This is a genomic window from Marixanthomonas ophiurae, assembly GCF_003413745.1.
Taxonomy (GTDB): Bacteria; Bacteroidota; Bacteroidia; order Flavobacteriales; family Flavobacteriaceae; genus Marixanthomonas; species Marixanthomonas ophiurae.
In genome coordinates, this window is the sequence record NZ_QVID01000002.1 from 619,026 (window position 1) to 637,990 (window position 18,965).

Annotated in this window: 15 protein-coding genes; 11 read left to right on the forward strand and 4 right to left on the reverse strand. The window is 37.2% G+C overall.

The window, feature by feature from the left end; translation table 11 throughout:
• Window positions 1-97 precede the first annotated feature (97 nt).
• Window positions 98-5,908, reverse strand: coding sequence for an HYR domain-containing protein (locus DZ858_RS13015; protein ID WP_117160096.1), 5,811 nt, complete (start codon window positions 5,906-5,908; stop codon window positions 98-100).
• Window positions 5,909-6,659: 751 nt separating this feature from the next.
• The gene (locus tag DZ858_RS13020; protein ID WP_117160097.1) at window positions 6,660-7,034 is read right to left on the reverse strand and encodes an endonuclease domain-containing protein; all 375 of its coding nucleotides are present in this window, start codon (window positions 7,032-7,034) and stop codon (window positions 6,660-6,662) included.
• Window positions 7,035-7,330: 296 nt separating this feature from the next.
• On the opposite strand from DZ858_RS13020, the gene DZ858_RS13025 reads away from it, so the two are divergent.
• The 3 genes from DZ858_RS13025 to DZ858_RS13035 all read left to right on the forward strand — a co-directional run bounded on the left by DZ858_RS13025 (window position 7,331) and on the right by DZ858_RS13035 (window position 9,547).
• A complete protein-coding gene (locus DZ858_RS13025) occupies window positions 7,331-7,699 on the forward strand; it encodes a nuclear transport factor 2 family protein (RefSeq protein ID WP_117160098.1) in 369 nt (122 codons plus the stop codon).
• Between the two features lie 378 nt (window positions 7,700-8,077).
• A complete protein-coding gene (locus tag DZ858_RS13030) occupies window positions 8,078-8,455 on the forward strand; it encodes a hypothetical protein (RefSeq protein WP_117160099.1) in 378 nt (125 codons plus the stop codon).
• 72 nt (window positions 8,456-8,527) lie between these two features.
• Window positions 8,528-9,547: a transporter gene (locus DZ858_RS13035; RefSeq protein WP_117160100.1), complete on the forward strand. Its 1,020-nt coding sequence runs from the start codon at window positions 8,528-8,530 to the stop codon at window positions 9,545-9,547.
• Window positions 9,548-9,758: 211 nt separating this feature from the next.
• Here the strand turns inward: DZ858_RS13035 and DZ858_RS13040 are convergent, their stop codons facing one another.
• The gene (locus tag DZ858_RS13040; protein ID WP_117160101.1) at window positions 9,759-10,127 is read right to left on the reverse strand and encodes an endonuclease domain-containing protein; all 369 of its coding nucleotides are present in this window, start codon (window positions 10,125-10,127) and stop codon (window positions 9,759-9,761) included.
• Between the two features lie 461 nt (window positions 10,128-10,588).
• Between DZ858_RS13040 and DZ858_RS13045 the strand changes: the two genes are divergently transcribed.
• Window positions 10,589-11,230 carry a DUF6266 family protein gene (locus DZ858_RS13045; RefSeq protein WP_117160102.1) on the forward strand — a complete coding sequence of 214 codons (642 nt, stop codon included), beginning with the start codon at window positions 10,589-10,591 and terminating at the stop codon, window positions 11,228-11,230.
• Window positions 11,231-11,368: 138 nt separating this feature from the next.
• On the opposite strand, the gene DZ858_RS13050 is transcribed toward DZ858_RS13045, so the two are convergent.
• On the reverse strand, window positions 11,369-11,611 hold the full coding sequence (locus tag DZ858_RS13050) for a helix-turn-helix domain-containing protein (protein ID WP_117160103.1): 243 nt from the start codon (window positions 11,609-11,611) through the stop codon (window positions 11,369-11,371).
• Window positions 11,612-11,871: 260 nt separating this feature from the next.
• Here DZ858_RS13050 and DZ858_RS13055 point away from each other — a divergent pair, with 260 nt between their 5' ends.
• The 7 genes from DZ858_RS13055 (at window position 11,872) to DZ858_RS13080 (ending at window position 18,946) form a co-directional block, all read left to right on the forward strand.
• Window positions 11,872-12,732 (forward strand): phospholipase D family protein, encoded by an 861-nt coding sequence (locus DZ858_RS13055; protein WP_117160104.1) that lies wholly within the window; start codon window positions 11,872-11,874, stop codon window positions 12,730-12,732.
• A gap of 118 nt (window positions 12,733-12,850) precedes the next feature.
• Entirely contained in the window at window positions 12,851-15,535 is a 2,685-nt protein-coding gene (locus DZ858_RS13060) for a DNA methyltransferase (protein ID WP_117160105.1), read from the forward strand.
• A 36-nt stretch (window positions 15,536-15,571) separates the two neighbouring features.
• Window positions 15,572-16,288 carry an endonuclease domain-containing protein gene (locus DZ858_RS13065; protein ID WP_117160106.1) on the forward strand — a complete coding sequence of 239 codons (717 nt, stop codon included), beginning with the start codon at window positions 15,572-15,574 and terminating at the stop codon, window positions 16,286-16,288.
• A gap of 183 nt (window positions 16,289-16,471) precedes the next feature.
• Window positions 16,472-16,606 (forward strand): hypothetical protein, encoded by a 135-nt coding sequence (locus DZ858_RS15365; RefSeq protein ID WP_262511343.1) that lies wholly within the window; start codon window positions 16,472-16,474, stop codon window positions 16,604-16,606.
• Window positions 16,603-17,058, forward strand: a complete 456-nt coding sequence (locus tag DZ858_RS13070) for a hypothetical protein (protein WP_117160107.1) — start codon at window positions 16,603-16,605, stop codon at window positions 17,056-17,058. Before DZ858_RS15365 ends, DZ858_RS13070 begins: the two co-directional genes overlap by 4 nt.
• 158 nt (window positions 17,059-17,216) lie before the next feature.
• Complete coding sequence (locus tag DZ858_RS13075) at window positions 17,217-17,780, forward strand: OmpH family outer membrane protein (protein WP_117160108.1); 564 nt, start codon at window positions 17,217-17,219, stop codon at window positions 17,778-17,780.
• Between the two features lie 137 nt (window positions 17,781-17,917).
• Window positions 17,918-18,946 (forward strand): thioredoxin domain-containing protein, encoded by a 1,029-nt coding sequence (locus DZ858_RS13080; protein ID WP_117160109.1) that lies wholly within the window; start codon window positions 17,918-17,920, stop codon window positions 18,944-18,946.
• The last annotated feature ends 19 nt before the right edge of the window (window positions 18,947-18,965 follow it).

Genomic DNA, 18,965 nt, shown 5'->3' on the forward strand with positions numbered 1-18,965 from the left:
AATAAATCATAAAATTGAATCACATCTGTTTAAATAAAAAACCCGAAGGTAGTGTGCCTTCGGGTTTTTAATATAAAAGTTAATAATAACTAGTTACTTACTCTTTAATCAACTGTTTTGTAACAGAACCATTTTCGCTTTTAATCATTACTATATAAGTAGCACTTGACAGTTGACTAATGTCAATTGCTTTTTGTGAGCCCATACCGGTAAGATTGATAGTACGAATTACTCGACCGGTCAAGTCATAGAATATCGCTTCTTTCAAGTTTACTTGCGATGGATTCCCAAGGGTTACTTGGTTGTTCGCTGGGTTAGGATACAATTGCACACTACCCAAATTATCCGTTCCATCAACACCTAAGATACTTTCTACAGTTAACTCAAAGGTACAGGTACCGATGTTTCCGTACTCATCTTCCGCAGTAAGGGTAATGGTATGTATACCATCGCTTACTAATTCTCCAGCAGCAGGTTGTTGAGAAGTAATGGTTACATTACTTGTACAATTGTCAGTAGCCGATGCTTCACCTAATGCAAAGTAGTCTGGTACTTCATAGAATAAGTTTCCTTCCCCTGGATCTACTGTTTGGTCTGCAGGACACGTCACTACCGGTGCCATTATATCTACCACAGTCACCACTGCGTTACACGTGCTTAAGTTTCCGTTAACATCGCTAACAAATACTTGAACAGTAACCGGTGTTCCAATATCAATACAATCAAACTCAGTAATATCTACTGCAGTAGTATCAATACCACAGGCATCATCGTTGCTTGCAATTACATCACCTGGTAATAGGGTAGCGGTACCATCTTCACCTAACTCAAGGGTAAAATCTGTACATACTAAATCTGGTGCTATGTTATCTTCTACTGTTACCATAGCCGTACACGTTGCTGTGTTACCACTATTATCAGTAACCGTTAATTCCACAGTATTTACACCTACGTTTGAACAATCAAACGTGTCTATATCTAAATCATAACTAGCAATGCCACAAGCATCGGTAGAACCACCGTCTACATCCATTCCTGTAATACTAACTGTTCCAGTAGCATCAAGCTGAACGGTAATATCTTGACAAACAACTTCAGGAGCGGTTATATCTTCAACAGTAACGATTGCTGTACAGGTTGAAACATTTCCGTTTACATCAGTTACGGTTAAAGTAACATTGTTATCACCCACGTTAGAGCAATCAAAGGTATCTTGATCGATAGCAATAGAATCCACACCACAAGCATCGGTAGAGCCTCCGTCTAAATTAGCAGCTGTAATAGAAGCTGATCCAAATTCATCTAATTGAATGGTGATATTCTCACACACTGCAATAGGTGCTTCGTTGTCTTCTACTGTAATGTCAAACGTACATAGGCTGGTATTTCCATTGGCATCGGTAGCAGTATATTCAACAGTCGATACTCCAACTGGGAACTGACTACCAGAAGGCAATCCACCCGTCTGGGCTACTGTTACTCCAGCACAGTTGTCTGTTGCTAATGCATCTGGGAAGTTTACCGTTGCAAAACAATCAGTTGGATCTGTACTTGCTAATATATCAGCAGGACATACAATAGTAGGAGCGATAGAATCTTCAACAGTAACAGTAGTAGTACACGTAGAAGTATTTCCATTTACATCAGTTACGGTTAAGGTAACAGTATTATCTCCAACATTTGAACAATCAAAATCAGTAATATCTATACTAGTTGTATCAATTCCACAATTATCTGTAGAACCATCGTTGATATCAGAAGCTGTAATAGAAGCCTGTCCGTTGGCATCAAGTTCAACGGTAAAAGGTGCAGCACAATTAACTACCGGAGCAATATTATCTTCAACAGTTACTGTTGTTGTACAGGTATTGCTGTTTCCGTTTACATCGGTTACAGTTAATGTAACGGTGTTATCTCCAATGTTAGAACAATCAAAATCAGTAATATCTATACTAGTTGTATCAATTCCACAATTATCTGTAGAACCATCGTTGATATCAGTAGCTGTAATAGAAGCCTGTCCGTTGGCATCAAGCTGAACGGTAAACGGAGCCACACAATTTGCTACAGGAGCTATGTTGTCTTCTACGGTTACTGTAGTAGTACACGTGCTGCTGTTTCCGTTAACATCAGTTACAGTTAGAGTAACGGTATTATCTCCAATGTTAGAACAATCAAAATCTGTTACATCAATCGCTGTTGTATCAATACTACAATTGTCAGTTGAGCCATCATTAATATCAGCAGCTGTAATAGAAGCTTGTCCGTTAGCATCAAGCTGAACGGTAAACGGAGCCACACAATTAGCTACAGGAGCTAAGTTGTCTTCTACGGTTACTGTTGTTGTACAGGTGCTACTGTTTCCGTTGACATCAGTTACAGTTAGAGTAACGGTATTATCTCCAACATTTGAACAATTAAAATCAGTAATATCAATACTAGTTGTATCAATTTCACAATTATCTGTAGAACTATCATTAATATCAACAGCTGTAATAGAAGCTTGTCCGTTAGCATCAAGCTGAACGGTAAACGGAGCCACACAATTTGCTACAGGAGCTATGTTGTCTTCTACGGTTACTGTAGTAGTACACGTGCTGCTGTTTCCGTTAACATCAGTTACAGTTAGAGTAACGGTATTATCTCCAACATTTGAACAATTAAAATCAGTAATATCAATACTAGTTGTATCAATTTCACAATTATCTGTAGAACCATCGTTGATATCAGCAGCTGTAATAGAAGCCTGTCCGCTAGCATCTAGTTGAACCGTAAATGGTGCTACACAATTAGCTGTTGGTGCTTCTGTATCATTTACAGTTACATCAAACGAACAGCTAGCTGTATTTCCACTGGCATCCGTTACTTCAAATGTATTGGTGGTTGTTCCTAACGGGAATTCACTTCCACTAGCTAAACCAGCTATTTGGGTTACGGTAAGTGGGTTAGATTGATATTCAAATTCAACTCTACAAATAGAGCCACTAAGTTCCTGCCAATATGAGCCTTGAGGGGCTTGACCAGTACTAATAGGGTTTTGTGTACCAAATCTAGTAATAGCAACTGTATTACCATTTATCATTATATCGTTTTGCGCCGTATATGAGTTTACATCTGGAGCGGTACCTCTTGTCCCTAATATACCAATAATATCACCGGCAGAAACTTGAATGGTAACCGGAATAAACCCTGTTGCTGGGTTTAAACTTGTATAATATAACACCTCTTCATAGCTACTAGTACCTGAAAAAGTTGCAGGGGTTGCGGCAAATCGCATAATTTGTATGTTTTGACCACCGCTTGAAGCATCTGCAGGAACACGTAGTCCTGTAATTATAAAGTCTTCTGGCGCTTGGAAGTGGTACCCTCGTGCATTACCTGAAAAAGGAGATGTCTGACCATTCATGGTAATAGCTTGTAGCGGTGTAGTACAGTTATCGGAGGCTGTTGGTTCCGTATACGTAACGATAGCGCCACAGTCTCCCGAATCATTGCTTACAGTAATATCCCCAGTACAGGTAATGGTTGGATCAATAGAATCTTCAACAGTTACTGTTGTTGTACACGTGCTGCTATTTCCGTTGACATCAGTTACAGTTAAAGTAACGGTATTATCTCCAACATTTGAACAATCAAAATCTGTTATATCAATCGTTGTAGTGGCGATTGCACAGTTATCGGTAGAGCCATCGTTAATATCAGCTGCTGTTATAGAAGCTTCTCCGTTGGCATCTAACTGCACCGTGAATGGTGCCACACAATTGGCAATAGGATCAATGTCATCTACAACCGTTACAGTAGTGGTACAGGTTGAAGTGTTTCCAGAATTATCGGTTACAGTAAGGGTTACTGTATTATCTCCTATGTTTGAACAATCAAAGCTAGTTACATCAATAGAAGTTGAAGCAATTCCGCAGTTGTCAGTACTTCCGCCATCAATATCACCTACTGTAATCGAAGCTTCACCGTTGGCATCTAAGTACACAGAAAAAGAATTTGCTGCAAGCGAAACATTATCTAATGCAAATTTTGCAGGTCCTGAACCAGAATCAGGAGCTTGTTGCCAAAATGCAATACGAATGGTTTGACCTATATAAGCCGACAAATCTGCAGAAAGGCTATTCCATATATTGTCGTTATCTATAACTCCTGATATTGCAGTTACTTGATTAACTACTTCTAACACGTTATTGCTAAGGTCTCTTATTTGTACCTCGTAAATACGATTTGAACAACCACTACAGAAACTTTGAAGGTCATAATCAATATTTTCATTCCATGTAAGTATGTTGTTATTGTTTGTGATGGTAACATCTTGGTAAATAACAGCCTCATCAGGCCCTGAACCTGAATCAAAACCATTGGCTGCCATGAGCGCTCCATCTGTAGGGGTAGCTCCAAGGAAAAAACCATTTCCTGTATTTCTTGTACCTACATAAAAAGGAAGTAATGGATCATTAAAATCATCTACTGTCCAACCGGTAAAATCACCGTTTTCAAAACTTCCATTTACAATTATGTCATTGCAATTAGCAACGGGAGGCGTCGAGTCTATATCTGTTATAATCACAGAGGTTGTAGTTGTACATCCATTTGCATCGGTAACAGTAACCGTATAGTTTCCTGCTGAAAGACCTGTTGCAGTAGCGTTACTACCACCAGAAGGAGCCCAAGAATAAGTATATCCAGCTGTTCCTCCGTTAACTGAAACGGTTGCTTCACCATCACTGCTACCAGGGCATGATGCATTGGTTTGAGCGGTTATAGTTGCGTTTAAAGCAGTAGGTTCTGTTATGGTTACATTAGCTGAATCCATACATCCATTAGCATCGGTTACCGTTACAGTGTAGGTGCCTGCTGAAAGTCCTGTTGCAGTTGCATTGTTGCCTCCTGAAGGTGACCAAGAATAAGAGTAGGGCATTGCTCCTCCACTAACTGCAGCAGTAGCTGAACCGTCTGAGCCTCCATTACAAGAAACATTGTTATCTACACTTGCAGAAGCTACTAGAGCGGTAGGTTCTGTTATGGTTACATTAGCTGTATCCATACATCCATTAGCATCGGTTACCGTTACGGTATAGGTGCCTGCTGAAAGTCCTGTTGCAGTTGCATTGTTGCCTCCTGAAGGTGACCAAGAATAAGAGTAGGGCATTGCTCCTCCACTAACTGCAGCAGTAGCTGAACCGTCTGATCCTCCATTACAAGAAACATTAGAGTTTACACTTGCAGAAACTACTAAATCAGTTGGTTGTGTTATGGTAGCTGAAGCTGTATCTGTACATCCATTAGCATCGGTTATAGTTACGGAGTAATTTCCGGCAGCTAAACCTGTTATTGTATTTGTTGTCGAACTTGTATTGGTAGTACTAGCCCCATTGCTCCATACATAATCATAATTGACAGTACCATTGTTGGCGCTTACAGTTATTGATCCTGTGGATGCCCCATTACATGCTACATTGGTTTGTGATGTTATGAAAGCTGTTAAATTACATGGTGGTGTACTACCTGTAACATTCACGGTTATACTCCAATTGGATCCTAAAGAAAAATTAGTTGAAACTACTACTTGGTAGGTACCGGGGCCACTAGGTACAGGGGTAATGTTTCCGCCTGGAAAGCTTACAGATTCATTACCAACCTGAAAAAAACCATTTGACGTATCTCCGGTAGCAGTGGCAGAAATACTAGTTATAGATTGACCAGTAGCTAGTACTATTTCAAAGCGATCTTGAGTGTCACCTGGGGTACTAACAGTACCACTAAAACCATTAGCACCTTCACTTAAATTAAAAGAAGGGCCGGTTCCGGAATTGGGAAAGTCGCCACTTCCTTCATTTTGTGCAAAAAGGAAAGTGGATGAACATAGTAGAGCTATGAGTATCCACATTTGGGTAATTTTTTTCATAAATAGGGTTTAAAATTATAATTTGGTTAATGCGGTAAAAGTAGGATATTTCTTATATGCGGTTTATACGTATAACTACGTAATTTTTTGAGAAACAAAAATCTATAGCGTTTTTATCTTTTTTTTGAGTAATTAATTAGTGCGTAGCGGTTTTTAAACAAGAAAGAAGAAGGTTTTAATTAGTTGATAGTTAGTGTATTTTTTTAATACCCTTGTCAAGTCGGTATGTTTAGCACTTAGACTTAGCTTAGTATATCACTCACCAAAGTAGGGTAATGATAAGCTTATCTCCTTAAAAAGTAATCAATAAAAAAGCCCGGAGACATCACGCTCCGGACTTTAAACTTAAAAACTAGCAGTAACTAGTAACTTATAAACTAGTATCTAGTGTTTAATCAACAATGTTAATTTAACTCATAGGCTAAAGTATAGCAATTAGCCTTATACTGCAATACGTAGAATTACGTAATCTTTGTAGGAAGAATAGAAGCGTTAATGTTAAGCAGATGATTTCGATACCACATTGCAGTCGCTTTCGCGTCTATAATCTCACTCAAACACCTTTATTTATTTTAGCTTTCTTGGGGTGCTTTACCAGGCATATTGATGTATTGTCTAGTGATTGTGAAAACACCCCCGTAGCCCCCCTCAAGGGGGGATTATAGTGCATGTCCCCTTGAGGGGACTTTAGGGGTGTACTGCGTACTACTTGTCCTTTTGAGGCGTTGTATTGAGTTTATCGAAGTAGAACTTAAGGGTGTAACTCAGAAAGCTCATTAACCTTTTCCCGAATAGTCATTTCTATTGAAAAAATATCTTTTTTTACTTCAAAATCTGTAAAGCGAAGAAAGGTGAGTCCGTGAGACTCTAATATCCCTTGACGACAAATATCGTAATCATATTTATATTCATGGCTATTCCCGTCAATTTCAATAGCTAGTTGTAGTTCATGGCAGTAAAAATCAACTATATATTCTACCAATGGAACTTGTCTATGAAATTGTACACCAAAAGAACGATTTTTAAGAAGTTTCCATATAATAATTTCAGTGAGTGTACTATTCTTCCGAAGATGCCGTGCGTATTCTTTAAGTTTAGAGTTGTATGGTATTATTTTGTTTCTCATTAGTATAGAGCAAGATAGTGAAATAATATTTTGCAGGTACACCCCCCGTAGCCCCCCTCAAGGGGGGATTATAGTGCATGTCCCCTTGAGGCGATGTGCTGAGCCCGTCGAAGTAGGACTTTACGGGTGTACTACGTACTATTTGTCCTTTTGAGGCGGTGTGCTGGACCGCCGAACTAAGGGAGTTAATAAACTCTATATTCTATATTCTATCCTCTACCCTCTATTCTTCTCTCTTAGCATGAAACATCTATATTTGTGTAGCATTATTATGTATTAAACTAAACCAGAACACTATGAACACTAACAAAGAACGCGCAAAGGACTTTTTACTATTGGCTGCCAGAGGGGATTCCCGAGAGGCTTTTAAGCGGTATGTGGGTGATCCTTTTATACACCATAATGCATATTTTAAGGGAGATGGACATACATTAATGGTAGCCATGGAAGAAGCTGCTATAGACCAACCTAATAAAATCTTCGAAATTCAACGGACACTAGAAGACGGCGATCTGGTTTCCATCCACTCTCGCATTAAACCACAGGATAGCCCCGAAATGGCTGTGATGCATATTTTTAAGTTTCAAGATCAAAAAATTATAGAGCTTTGGGACTTCGGACAAGCGGTTCCTGATACAATGGTTAACGAACATGGGATGTTTTAAACATCCCCCTTAGCCCCCCTCAAGGGGGATTATGCATGTCCCCTTTAGGCGATGTGCTGAGCCCGTCGAAGTAGGACTTTAGGGGTGTACTACGTACTACTTGTCCTTTTGAGGCGATGTGCTGAGCCCGTCGAAGGAGGATTTTAGGGGTGTACTACGTACTACTTGTCCTTTTGAGACGGTGTGCTGAGCTCGTTGAAGTAGGACCATAGGAGTGTTTAAAGCGTACTGCTTTTTTAATTTCACAGTTAACACCCCCTCATGGGAATATTAATTGTATCAACACAAATCGTTTATTTTTTTATATTTTTTTCTCTCGTATCCTATCTACAAACCGTATCTTTATAACCGTAAAAAAGCATCTTTTTCAATAAGGTTATGAAGCAATTTGGAAGTTTACTTTTACTCTCTTTTTTCTGTTTTTCTATACTGCGCCCCCTTGTTCCTTACTTTGAATATGTAGTAGATTACGATTATATTGCCAATGTGTTGTGCATCAACAAGGACGAGCCAGAAATGCAGTGTAACGGAAAGTGTCATTTAACTCAAGAACTTTCCAAAGCGAATGAAGCTACTAACCCCAATAATAAAAGTATTCCGCATATTGAATTTGATAAATACCCCATAATTTGTCAAGCTTTTAAAGGAATAATCCTTTCTTTTTCTTCGGAAGTAAAACCAATTTTTCAAACGTATTGGTTTTCCGTAAAGAAGTATTCCCTACAACCTGATACGCCCCCTCCACAAGTGTCTTAAATTATCTTCGCCTGTTTCCGAAGTACTACGGAAACATTACATTTTATTATTTAATTCATTTAAAAACATACAATGAAAAATATATTATTCCCACTATTGGGAACCCTATTGCTATGCGCTACAACGGCGGTAGCACAAGACAGCTTATGGACTTCTGCCAGACCTGACGGACACGCTCCCATAAGCGTTATGAGCGATCATTATCACCATAAAGGAGAGTTTATGATTTCCTATCGCTATATGCCCATGTTTATGAAAGGCAATGTATCAGGTACAGACGAAATAAGTAACGAAGCTATTTTTAATGAGTTTATGGCTGCACCCCAGAAGATGCAAATGGATATGCATATGCTAGGGGCTATGTATGCGCCATCTGATGGTGTAACCCTTATGGCGATGGCTAATTACATTCGCAATCGTATGGATTTACGTACTAAGATGGGGGCCGATTTTACTACTGAATCTAGCGGATTTGGTGATGTATCGGTATCGGCTCTAATTAAATTAATGAATCAAAACAGGCAATTTATACACGCCAATGTAGGGCTTTCGTTGCCTACTGGCAATATAGACCAACGGGATGATACCCCTATGATGAACAATGCCCAATTGGCATACTCCATGCAATTAGGCAGTGGAACTTTTGATCCATTTGTAGGAGCTACTTACTTAGGTCAAACCGATTTGTTTTCGTGGGGTGCACAAGCTATCTATAAATTTCGTGCGGGAGAGAATAAGGAAGATTATACCTTAGGAATTCGTTTTGATGCGATAGGCTGGGGTGCTATAAAAGCTTCAGATTATCTAAGTTTTTCTACAAGCCTTCGCTATTATACTATTGGTGAAATAGACGGTATAGATGCAGATCTTAACCCGATGATGATGCCATTGTTTAATACAGCCAACTCTGGAAGGAATCAGTTAGACGTAGGGATAGGCAGTAACTTGTATATCCCTACCGGAAACTTAAAGAACCTTCGGTTTGCAGCAGAAGTATCGTTTCCAGTAGCACAAGATGTGACCGGCATACAAATGGAGAACCAATGGATGGGTACTTTTGGTATTCAGTATAACTTTGGTGGACACCACTAACATTGCTTTCTTTATTTTATGAACCGTCTTAAGGATTCCTTGGGGCGGTTTTTTTTCTTCTTGCGAAGGCTATTGACTTTATCGAAATAGGACTTTAGGGACAACACCCCCCTAAGCCCCCCACAAGGCGATGTGCTGAGCCAGTCGAAGTAGGGGAGTTTATAGCATGTCCCCTTGAGGGGACTTTAGGGGTGTTACAGCGTGCTATTTATTATTTTTCAGAAAGCTCCTTGACCTTTTCTCTTATAGCTAGTTCCACAGAAAAATAATCTTTCTTTACTTCAAAATCTGTAAAACGTAAAAAGATGATTCCGTGAGTCTCTAATAACCCTTGACGAGAAATATCATATTCATATTTGTAATCATGACTATTGCCATCAACTTCAATAGCTAAATGTAATTCATGGCAGTAAAAATCTACTATAAACTCTAATAAAGGAACTTGCCGATGGAATTGTACATTGAAAGAACGATTTTTAAGAAGTTTCCATAAAATAATTTCAGTTTGCGTACTATTCTTTCGAAGATGTCTAGCGTAGTTCTTAAGCTTAGGATTATATGGTATTATCTTGTTTCTCATTGCTATAGAGCAAGATACTAAAAATATTAATTTATAATTACACCCCCCTAGCCCCCCTCAAGGCGATGTGCTGAGCCAGTCGAAGTAGGGGAGTTTATAGCATGTCCCCTTCAGCGGTGTGCTGAGCTCGTCAAAATAAGGACAGTTCTACTTTTGGTCGCCCTTTCTTCGCAAAACGTCCTTTTTTGGAAAATAGACACAAGCCGTTCCCGAAGAAACCCCGAAGGATCCCCGAACAAACCCCCTGTTTTTTCGGGAGAAGTCGGCAATGGGTGTCACATACATGCAGATGTATGCAACTGCCGTCATTTGGTACCACATATTGGTATGGGGTAGTACGGGTGGTTAGTTGGCATTAATAGAAAGCAATATCGGTCAATGGTTTGCATAGTGTTGGTTTATAGGCAATTGCGTTTTACATTGCTTGCTCAAATAATTTATTAATTTAAAATTTCAAGATTATGGCAAAATTCGAAAAAGGGATCCTAGGAGGATTCTCAGGAAAAGTGGGCACCGTTGTAGGAGTCCGATGGAGAGGCACGAACATTATGCGTAGTTTACCACAGCGTGGTGATTACACACCCAGCGAACTGCAACTGCAGCAACGTGCAAAGTTTAAAAGCGTTATTCAGTTTTTAACCCCCATTCAACGTATTGTGGGGCGGTTTTTTGGTAATGAACAAGGGGACAAGTCGCCTTTTAACCTGGCAACGGGCTATCACCTAAGCGAAGCCGTTATTCCCGATGGCGATGGGTATGTAATGGATTACCCCAAGGTACTTATTAGTCGGGGCGATCTACGCGGATTGACCGATGAGAGCATGACGGCCGATGCCAATCAAGAGTTGATCCTTAGTTGGATGGATAACAGTGGGCAAGGCAATGCCGATGCCAATGACAAGTTGATTGTGGTGGTGTATTCGCCTGCCTCAAAGCTGTACCAACAGTTTGACCCAGCAGGATTGCGCAGTAGTGCCAGTGCTTCCGTTAATTTACCGGCTTATTATAGCGGGCTGGAAGTACAGGTATGGGCCACTTTTGTAACAGCCGATGAAAAACTGGCGGCCACCAGTAGCTATCTGGGAGCGGTTACCGTAAACTAACGGCTTATTATATGCTAAAAGTAAAAACCCACCTATATTACAGGTGGGTTTTTTATTTTCCCTTGGTTTAAAGTATGAAAAAAAACCAAGGGTGCTATATAAAAAGGGAGTTAAAAACAATGATTCGTATAGAAAACGCTATTGGTTTTCTACGGGTGCCGTTTGCAGGCCCCTGCTGCCTTTGGCTACTAATAGCGGTACAATTACTTCCTGTACATAGTAGCACGTATTGCCCATTTTAAAATAAGGCAACAACTTTTGCTTGCGCCAACGGTACACACTGGATAGGCTCACTTTAAAAAGCTTTGCCAGATCGTGATCTGTTAGCAACGTGACACCATAGGGCATAGGGGCGTCCCGGTGTTCTTGGTTGCTACTCATAACTGAAAAATATTTAGGTTAAGAATAGCAAAGTATAAAAAATTATCATACCATCAAAAAAAAGTTGATTTTTTTATGAAATCATCTGTCTTTTGAAAATAAAATATATATTTGTGTATTCCATTAACAACTCCCCAGTTATTGTAGCGAGAATATGTATTTGCCTGTGCCTTTTGGTGGGACGTAGACAGGAATTTAATTATATTTATAATATAGGTTAGCAACATAGTAAAAACAACCCCAAACTTTAAAATTGAATAATGGCTAAATTTTTAAAAGGAAATGATTTAAATGCTGAACTCGAAAAAATATTTGAGGATGCAGAATACAATATTATATTGATTTCCCCTTATATAAAACTTCATGATAGATATAAATCTTCACTTCTTACAAAACTTGAAAATTATGACTTAGAAATTACAGTTTTGTTTGGTAAAAATGAAGATGATATGTCAAAAAGTATGAAACAAGAGGATTTTGATTTCTTCAAACAATTTCCAAACATTGAAATTCGATACGAAAAAAGACTTCACGCCAAATATTATGCAAATGAAACAAAGGCAATTTTAACCTCTATGAATCTTTATGGATTTTCTCAAAACAATAATATAGAGGCTGGAATATTAATGGAACGGACACCTAAAGGAACGTTTACTGGGAGTAATACCTTAGATTATGAAACTTGGGACTATTTTGAAAGAGTTTTACAACAAGCTGAACTACTTTTTGAGAAACGACCTATTTATAATAAAAAGAAGAACATATTAAGCTCCAAAAAATACCTTAATTCAAAAATTGAAACAGATAAACTTTCTGAGTTTTTTAATGATAAAAGCTATAAAAAAGTATTTAAAAAAAGTACACATAAAAAGAAGAATAGAAATACAGACAATATAAAGAGCAAAACTGGATATTGTATTAGAACGGGAAATGAAATAACTTTTAATATTGAAAAACCAATGCAATATGAAGCCTTTAAAATGTGGAATAAATATAAAAACCCTGAGTTTCCTGAAAAATACTGTCACTTTTCAGGTGAGTTGTCTAATGGAGAAACAAGTGTTAATAGACCGATACTAAACAAGAACTGGAAAAAAGCAAAAGATATATTTAAGCTATAAGTAAACAGTAAAATCAATTTGTAACCTAAGAACAAAAAAGAGGAATCACTTTATCCCATACAACAAAGCTTTAGGTTTCTAAAAAAAGTATTACATTGCCTTTTAAACTAACTACCTTTTGGCACTATCCTGGAATGAAATAAAAAGTCGCGCCCTACAGTTTACAAACGAATGGGAAGGCGAAACCCGCGAACGCGCAGAAAAAGACAGCTTTTGGAATGACTTTTTCACCATATTTGGTATCTCTCGCAGACGGCTGGCAACCTTTGAAAAACCCGTAAAAAAACTAAACAATAACCAAGGATTTATAGATCTTTTTTGGAAAGGTACGTTACTGGTAGAACATAAAAGTAAAGGCAAAGACTTAGATGCTGCCTTTATACAAGCAACCGATTATTTTCACGGCCTTAAAGAACATGAATTGCCCAAGTATGTGCTGGTGAGTGATTTTGAACACTTCCGCTTGTACGATCTAGATGAAGGGCTGGACTATGCGTTCCCTATAAGCGAATTGTATAAAAACATAAAACTCTTCGGGTTTATTGCTGGCTACCAAAAACGCACGTTTAAAGATGAAGACCCGGTAAACATTGAAGCTGCTGAGTTAATGGGTAAGCTCCATGACCAACTAGAAGAAAGCGGTTATGAAGGACATTCGCTAGAGGTATTCTTGGTACGGTTGCTTTTCTGTTTGTTTGCGGACGATACGGGTATTTTTGAACGGGACACCTTTAAGGAGTTTGTAGATGTAAAAACCAAAGAAGATGGGAGCGATTTAGGCGGATGGTTAGCACAGTTTTTTCAGGTGCTCAATACGCCCAACAACAAACGCTTAAAAAACTTAGATGAACACCTTACCATATTTCCGTATGTAAATGGAAAACTGTTTGACGAAGCCTTGCCTATTGCTTCCTTTAACAGTGCCATGCGTGAGATATTGCTGGAATGTAGCAAATTAAATTGGGGCGAAATAAGCCCTGCCATCTTTGGCAGTATGTTCCAGAGTGTGATGAACCCCGAGGAACGCCGAAATTTAGGGGCACATTACACCAGTGAAAAAAATATTTTAAAACTGATACGCCCGTTGTTCTTAGACGCCTTGCACGAAGAGTTTGAGAAAATACACACCAATAAAAATAAACTGCGGGAGTTTCACCAAAAACTAAGTACCCTGCGGTTTATGGATCCTGCCTGTGGGTGTGGTAACTTCTTGATTATTACCTATCGCGAAATACGGTTGCTAGAGCTGCAAGTATTAAAAAGACTGTACGGTACCCAACAAGTGATTGGTATTGATGAGATTATGAAGGTAGAAGTCGATCAGTTTTATGGTATTGAGTACGACGAGTTCCCGGCCCGTATTGCCGAAGTGGCGATGTGGCTTATGGACCACCAAATGAACCTCTTGGTAAGCGAAGCCTTTGGGCTCTACTACGCCCGCTTGCCGTTACAAAAAACCGCCACCATTGTACATGGCAATGCGTTACAAGTACATTGGGAAGACGTGGTGCCGAAAACGGAGTTGAATTATATTTTAGGGAATCCGCCGTTTGTGGGTGAAAGGTATCAGTCAAAAAAACAAAGAGAAGAAATAAGAAATGTATTTGGTAAAAAAATAAAAGTAGATTATGTAGCCGCTTGGTACTTTATTGCCGCCAACTATATACAAGGAACAACCATAAAAGTGGGTTTTGTATCTACAAATTCGATAATGCAGGGGGAGCAAGTCGTTTTATTATGGAGGCATATACTAACTAACTTAGAATGCTATATTCATTTTGCGCATAAAACCTTCAAATGGAGTAATGAAGCAAGGGGGAAAGCTGCGGTATATTGTATAATCGTGGGTTTTGCAGACTTTGATACAAAAGAAAAATATCTTTTTGAGTATGAAGATATTTCGGGAGAACCTCATAGTAAGAAAGTTAAAAACATAAATGCTTATTTAGTTGACGCTGAAAGTATATTTATTGATAAAAGAAGAAAACCATTAAATAAAATTAAAAAGCTAAGAAATGGATCAAGGGCAAGTGATAGAGGTAATTTACTTTTTTCACTTGAAGAAAAAAATAACTTTATTACAAAAGAACCAAATTCAGCACAATACTTTAAAAGAACATATGGTGCTCGAGAGTTTATAAATGATATTCCTAGATACGCATTGTGGTTAGAAGATATTGTTCCTTCTGATTTACGAAAGATGAAATATGTTCTGGAAATTATCAAAAGAATAAAAGAGTTCAGGCCGAAAACACCTCATTTGTTTAAAAGTATCCGTAAACCAAAAACTGATTATCTTTTTATTCCGCAAATGTCATCTTCAAATCGAGATTATATACCGATTGGTTTTTTAAAAAAAGGAACAATTCCATTAGACCCTCATTTCTACAAAGATGAAACAAGTTTTTTTGAGTTTGGAATTTTAACTTCAAAAATGCATATGGCATGGATAAAATACACTTGTGGAAGATTGAAAAATGATTTTAGATACTCAAATACAATAGTTTACAACAACTACCCATGGCCTAAAGACCCCAGCGCTAAAAACAAAGAAAAAGTAGCCAGTAAAGCTCAAAAAGTACTGGATGTACGCACGGAGTACCCTAATAGTAGCTTAGCAGACCTCTATGACCCGCTTACCATGCCACCCAACTTGGTAAAAGCACACCAAGCCTTGGACAAAGCGGTAGATGTATGCTACCGTCCTCAGCCCTTTACCAATGAGACTGGACGGATAGAATATTTGTTTACATTGTATGATGAGTATACCATGCCGCTGCTAGAAAAGAAAGTAATTAAATAAAAAATAAAATAGTTAAATAACCCCAAAAGAATAAGAATGGCAAGAGTACCTATTGAAATTAATAAGATAATTAAAGAGAGTTATAGCTTTGGTGATAAATCTGAAGGTAAAAGAGCAGATGAGCAGTTTTTAATAGAGATTGAAGAGAAAAGGCATAACTGGAATCTTACCCATATTACTAATAGAAAAGAAATGCTACGCTTGCGGGATTCTATAAATGGCGCATTAGGCTTTAATGAAGTAGCTAAAACGCTTAACTGTACCATTAATGAGGCAGAAACAATAGTAAGCTATCAGCATAAAGAAAAGATATGTACTAATTGCCCTCAAAAAAACATAGCTTGTGTTGATTGTATTTTCACCTGCCAAAGCCCTTTAGAGCAAAAACTGTTTGTAGCGTTACAAAACAGAGGTATAGATACAGAACTACAATGGAGAATACGCAGGGATGGTACTGGATACCCTAAAAGATATCCGGTAAATAAAAAAACAATATTAACATTACCAGACTTTTATATAGAAGCTTCGGGTAAAAAAGTCTGTATTTATGCAGACGGGCATACCTATCATGAACGAACAGAAAACCAAGCAGTACGGGATAGAAATATAGATAGGGAGTTGCAAAACTTCGGCTATGTATGCTTACGGTTTACAGGTAAAGAAATTAGAGAAAATATAGACAGTGTATTAGATATTATATTAAAAACCATAGAGAAAAAAAGGGAAGTAGTTAGCGATGTAAAAAGCCAATAATTATAGGAAAAGATACAAACAAAAAGAAACCAATAAAAAAACTGACTTTAGTGTATTTGGTTATTAAAAGAAATTAACCGCTTATATATGTACAAACAGGATAAAAAATAAAACTACCTACTTTTAGGTATTTTAAAACTTGGTGGCTTTGTGTATTTTTAAAAAATAAATTAAACTTGAAAGATGAAAAACAAAGAAAAAAAGCTGCCAAAAAACCCAAAATGGGATTTTGGCCATCGAACCGTAATATATAGAGACCCTACCGAAAAACAAGAAATTGAAAAGGAAAATAAAAAGGACTTACCATCTAAAAAATGAAATTACAGCCATTGCGTGTTTTTCTAATAGGGTTGATAACAGTATTACCATACAATTTACTGGCGCAAGATACCCAAAATACAGCTTCTTGGGAAGAAACGGTTTCATATATACAAGAAAATATCAATCTATTGAGTAATAAACAGGAAACTGTAAAGGCTACAGAGCATACCTTGGTTAAAACCGAAATAATGGAAAATGAAGTATATACCTTCACCATACTTTTTAAAGAATTAAGACTTGTAGAAATTACCGATTCAATATGTGATTCGTGTAGTTGGGGGTTGGTTGTAGTTACCGATACTGACAAAATTAAACTTTCAATAGATAATAAAAACTATATTCATACCCATAATTACATTAGTCTTGATTATTATCCAACAACGATTTCTGAAGATCAACTAGCCGTTGTTAAAGCTTTACAACACCTAAGCTTTTTGGCTTCAAGATAAGCGCCTTATAGTTAAAAGTAATTAACCGCCTGTATATATACATACAGGATAAAAAATAAAACTACCTACTTTTAGGTATTTTTAAACTTGCTGACTTTGTATATTTTGAAAATAATAAAATAATTTTTTAAATAACCTTTACATTAAAATCCTTGGAGATGAGAAACACAAAAATGAGAGCTATAATATTAGTATTGGGTTTAACCCTTTATTTACCTAACATTATAAAAGCACAGAATAGTATTGCTAAAATTAATATGAATCAACTATTTGAGGAACATCCTGAGAAAGCTGAATATATTAATGAACTCAATGAATTAAAAAATGAATATCAACAAGATATCGAAGAAATGACTAACGAATTAGTGAAAACTATTAATAAATACGATGATGAGGCTGATTTACAATCAAACGAGACAAATGCACAAAGAGTAAAAGAAATTCAAGGTGAAAGGGATAAAATTAATAAATATCGTGAAGATGCACTTGAGGATGTAAGGGATCAAGAAACTTATATAAATAAAAAAATAAGTGATGACATACGCTCTGCTGTTTCAAATGTTGCTAAAAAACAAAACTTAGATTTTGTTATAGACTCATCATCAGAATACAATATAATAAATGCAGATTGTAAAAATATTGTTAATGATGTAAAAGAAGAGTTAATAAAGGTAGCCGCTGAAAGAAATAAGCGTACCAAAGATATTCTAGGTGGATGGTAGTTGGGCAAGAAATTTTGAGAGCATACTGTGTAGGCTAACTTAGAAGATAGCAGGGAAAATTTAGAAATTCCTCTTTCCCTCTTTTTCAGCCTCACTATTTTATACAGAGCCTTTGTAACACATTTAAAACAACCAAAATGAAACAAATTCTTAAACGTATGTTTTTCCTCTTTTTATTTACAGTGACAAGCTGTATATATGCACAAACTGAAATAAATACAGCGGTTCTTAAAAAAACAATTAAACCTTCTGATATATTGGTTGTTCAATATTATGATAGTAATTGTAGTGCTTGTAAGCTTGCAAAACCTATGTACAAGAAACTTGCAAACAACTATTCCGGTGAAGTGTCCTTCCTGCAAATTGATATATCAAAATCCAATGTGGATTACGGGGTAAAGGTAACCCCGACCTACCAGATTATCGCCGGTGCGGGAAATTTGGAAACCCTGGAAGGAAATCCCGGAATGTATTATTTGGATTATATAATAGGTGCAACGGTAAAAAAAAGAAATGAAAGTGGACTTTCTACCGGGAATATAAAGACAACGCTTAGCGATTTAATTGGGCTAAACGGTGAAAACACTCCTTCAAACAAAAAATTACTTTTAGAAATAAACGGGGGTTTTGAAGACCCTGGACCGCCGGATGCCTTTCAGATATTCGATTTTTGTGAGCAGTTAAGAGATGAAAAAAATGTATTTGGATTTCATACTGAAAAAATTTTTATTAATTACTTAGATGATAAAATACTTGGGATTAAATCTGTTGCTAGTGATAAAACGATTAATGATCAACCCTATATAGGGTATTTAAAAAAACACTTGCACACGTTAAAGTGTGATACTCGAGTAATATCAGCGCTCTCCATGAGAGAGACGAGTTCATTTTTTAAACACATAGTTGATATTGGTAGAACAGATTATTTTAATAAGTTTTATTTAGGTAGGTGTGATAAAAATGTTAATGGACTAAAGCCTAAGCTTGATGTTAATCAGTATGAACTTATTGATGAAGAAAAAGAAACATTATTAGATTTTGTTATCAAGAATATAGAGTATCGTAAAAAATTTGCTAATACGTTAAGCGAAACTTCAGATGATTTAATAAAACTCCAATCTGATTTAATAAAATACTGTGATGCAAAGAAAGGTTCTGAACTGTAGATAATTAAAACTGTGTAGA

Coding starts and splice junctions, on each gene's coding strand:
- DZ858_RS13015 (WP_117160096.1), bottom strand. CDS start 5,908: ATGAAAAAAATTACCCAAATGTGGATACTCATAGCTCTACTATGTTCA.
- DZ858_RS13020 (WP_117160097.1), bottom strand. CDS start 7,034: ATGAGAAACAAAATAATACCATACAACTCTAAACTTAAAGAATACGCA.
- DZ858_RS13025 (WP_117160098.1), top strand. CDS start 7,331: ATGAACACTAACAAAGAACGCGCAAAGGACTTTTTACTATTGGCTGCC.
- DZ858_RS13030 (WP_117160099.1), top strand. CDS start 8,078: ATGAAGCAATTTGGAAGTTTACTTTTACTCTCTTTTTTCTGTTTTTCT.
- DZ858_RS13035 (WP_117160100.1), top strand. CDS start 8,528: ATGAAAAATATATTATTCCCACTATTGGGAACCCTATTGCTATGCGCT.
- DZ858_RS13040 (WP_117160101.1), bottom strand. CDS start 10,127: ATGAGAAACAAGATAATACCATATAATCCTAAGCTTAAGAACTACGCT.
- DZ858_RS13045 (WP_117160102.1), top strand. CDS start 10,589: ATGGCAAAATTCGAAAAAGGGATCCTAGGAGGATTCTCAGGAAAAGTG.
- DZ858_RS13050 (WP_117160103.1), bottom strand. CDS start 11,611: ATGAGTAGCAACCAAGAACACCGGGACGCCCCTATGCCCTATGGTGTC.
- DZ858_RS13055 (WP_117160104.1), top strand. CDS start 11,872: ATGGCTAAATTTTTAAAAGGAAATGATTTAAATGCTGAACTCGAAAAA.
- DZ858_RS13065 (WP_117160106.1), top strand. CDS start 15,572: ATGGCAAGAGTACCTATTGAAATTAATAAGATAATTAAAGAGAGTTAT.
- DZ858_RS15365 (WP_262511343.1), top strand. CDS start 16,472: ATGAAAAACAAAGAAAAAAAGCTGCCAAAAAACCCAAAATGGGATTTT.
- DZ858_RS13070 (WP_117160107.1), top strand. CDS start 16,603: ATGAAATTACAGCCATTGCGTGTTTTTCTAATAGGGTTGATAACAGTA.
- DZ858_RS13075 (WP_117160108.1), top strand. CDS start 17,217: ATGAGAAACACAAAAATGAGAGCTATAATATTAGTATTGGGTTTAACC.
- DZ858_RS13080 (WP_117160109.1), top strand. CDS start 17,918: ATGAAACAAATTCTTAAACGTATGTTTTTCCTCTTTTTATTTACAGTG.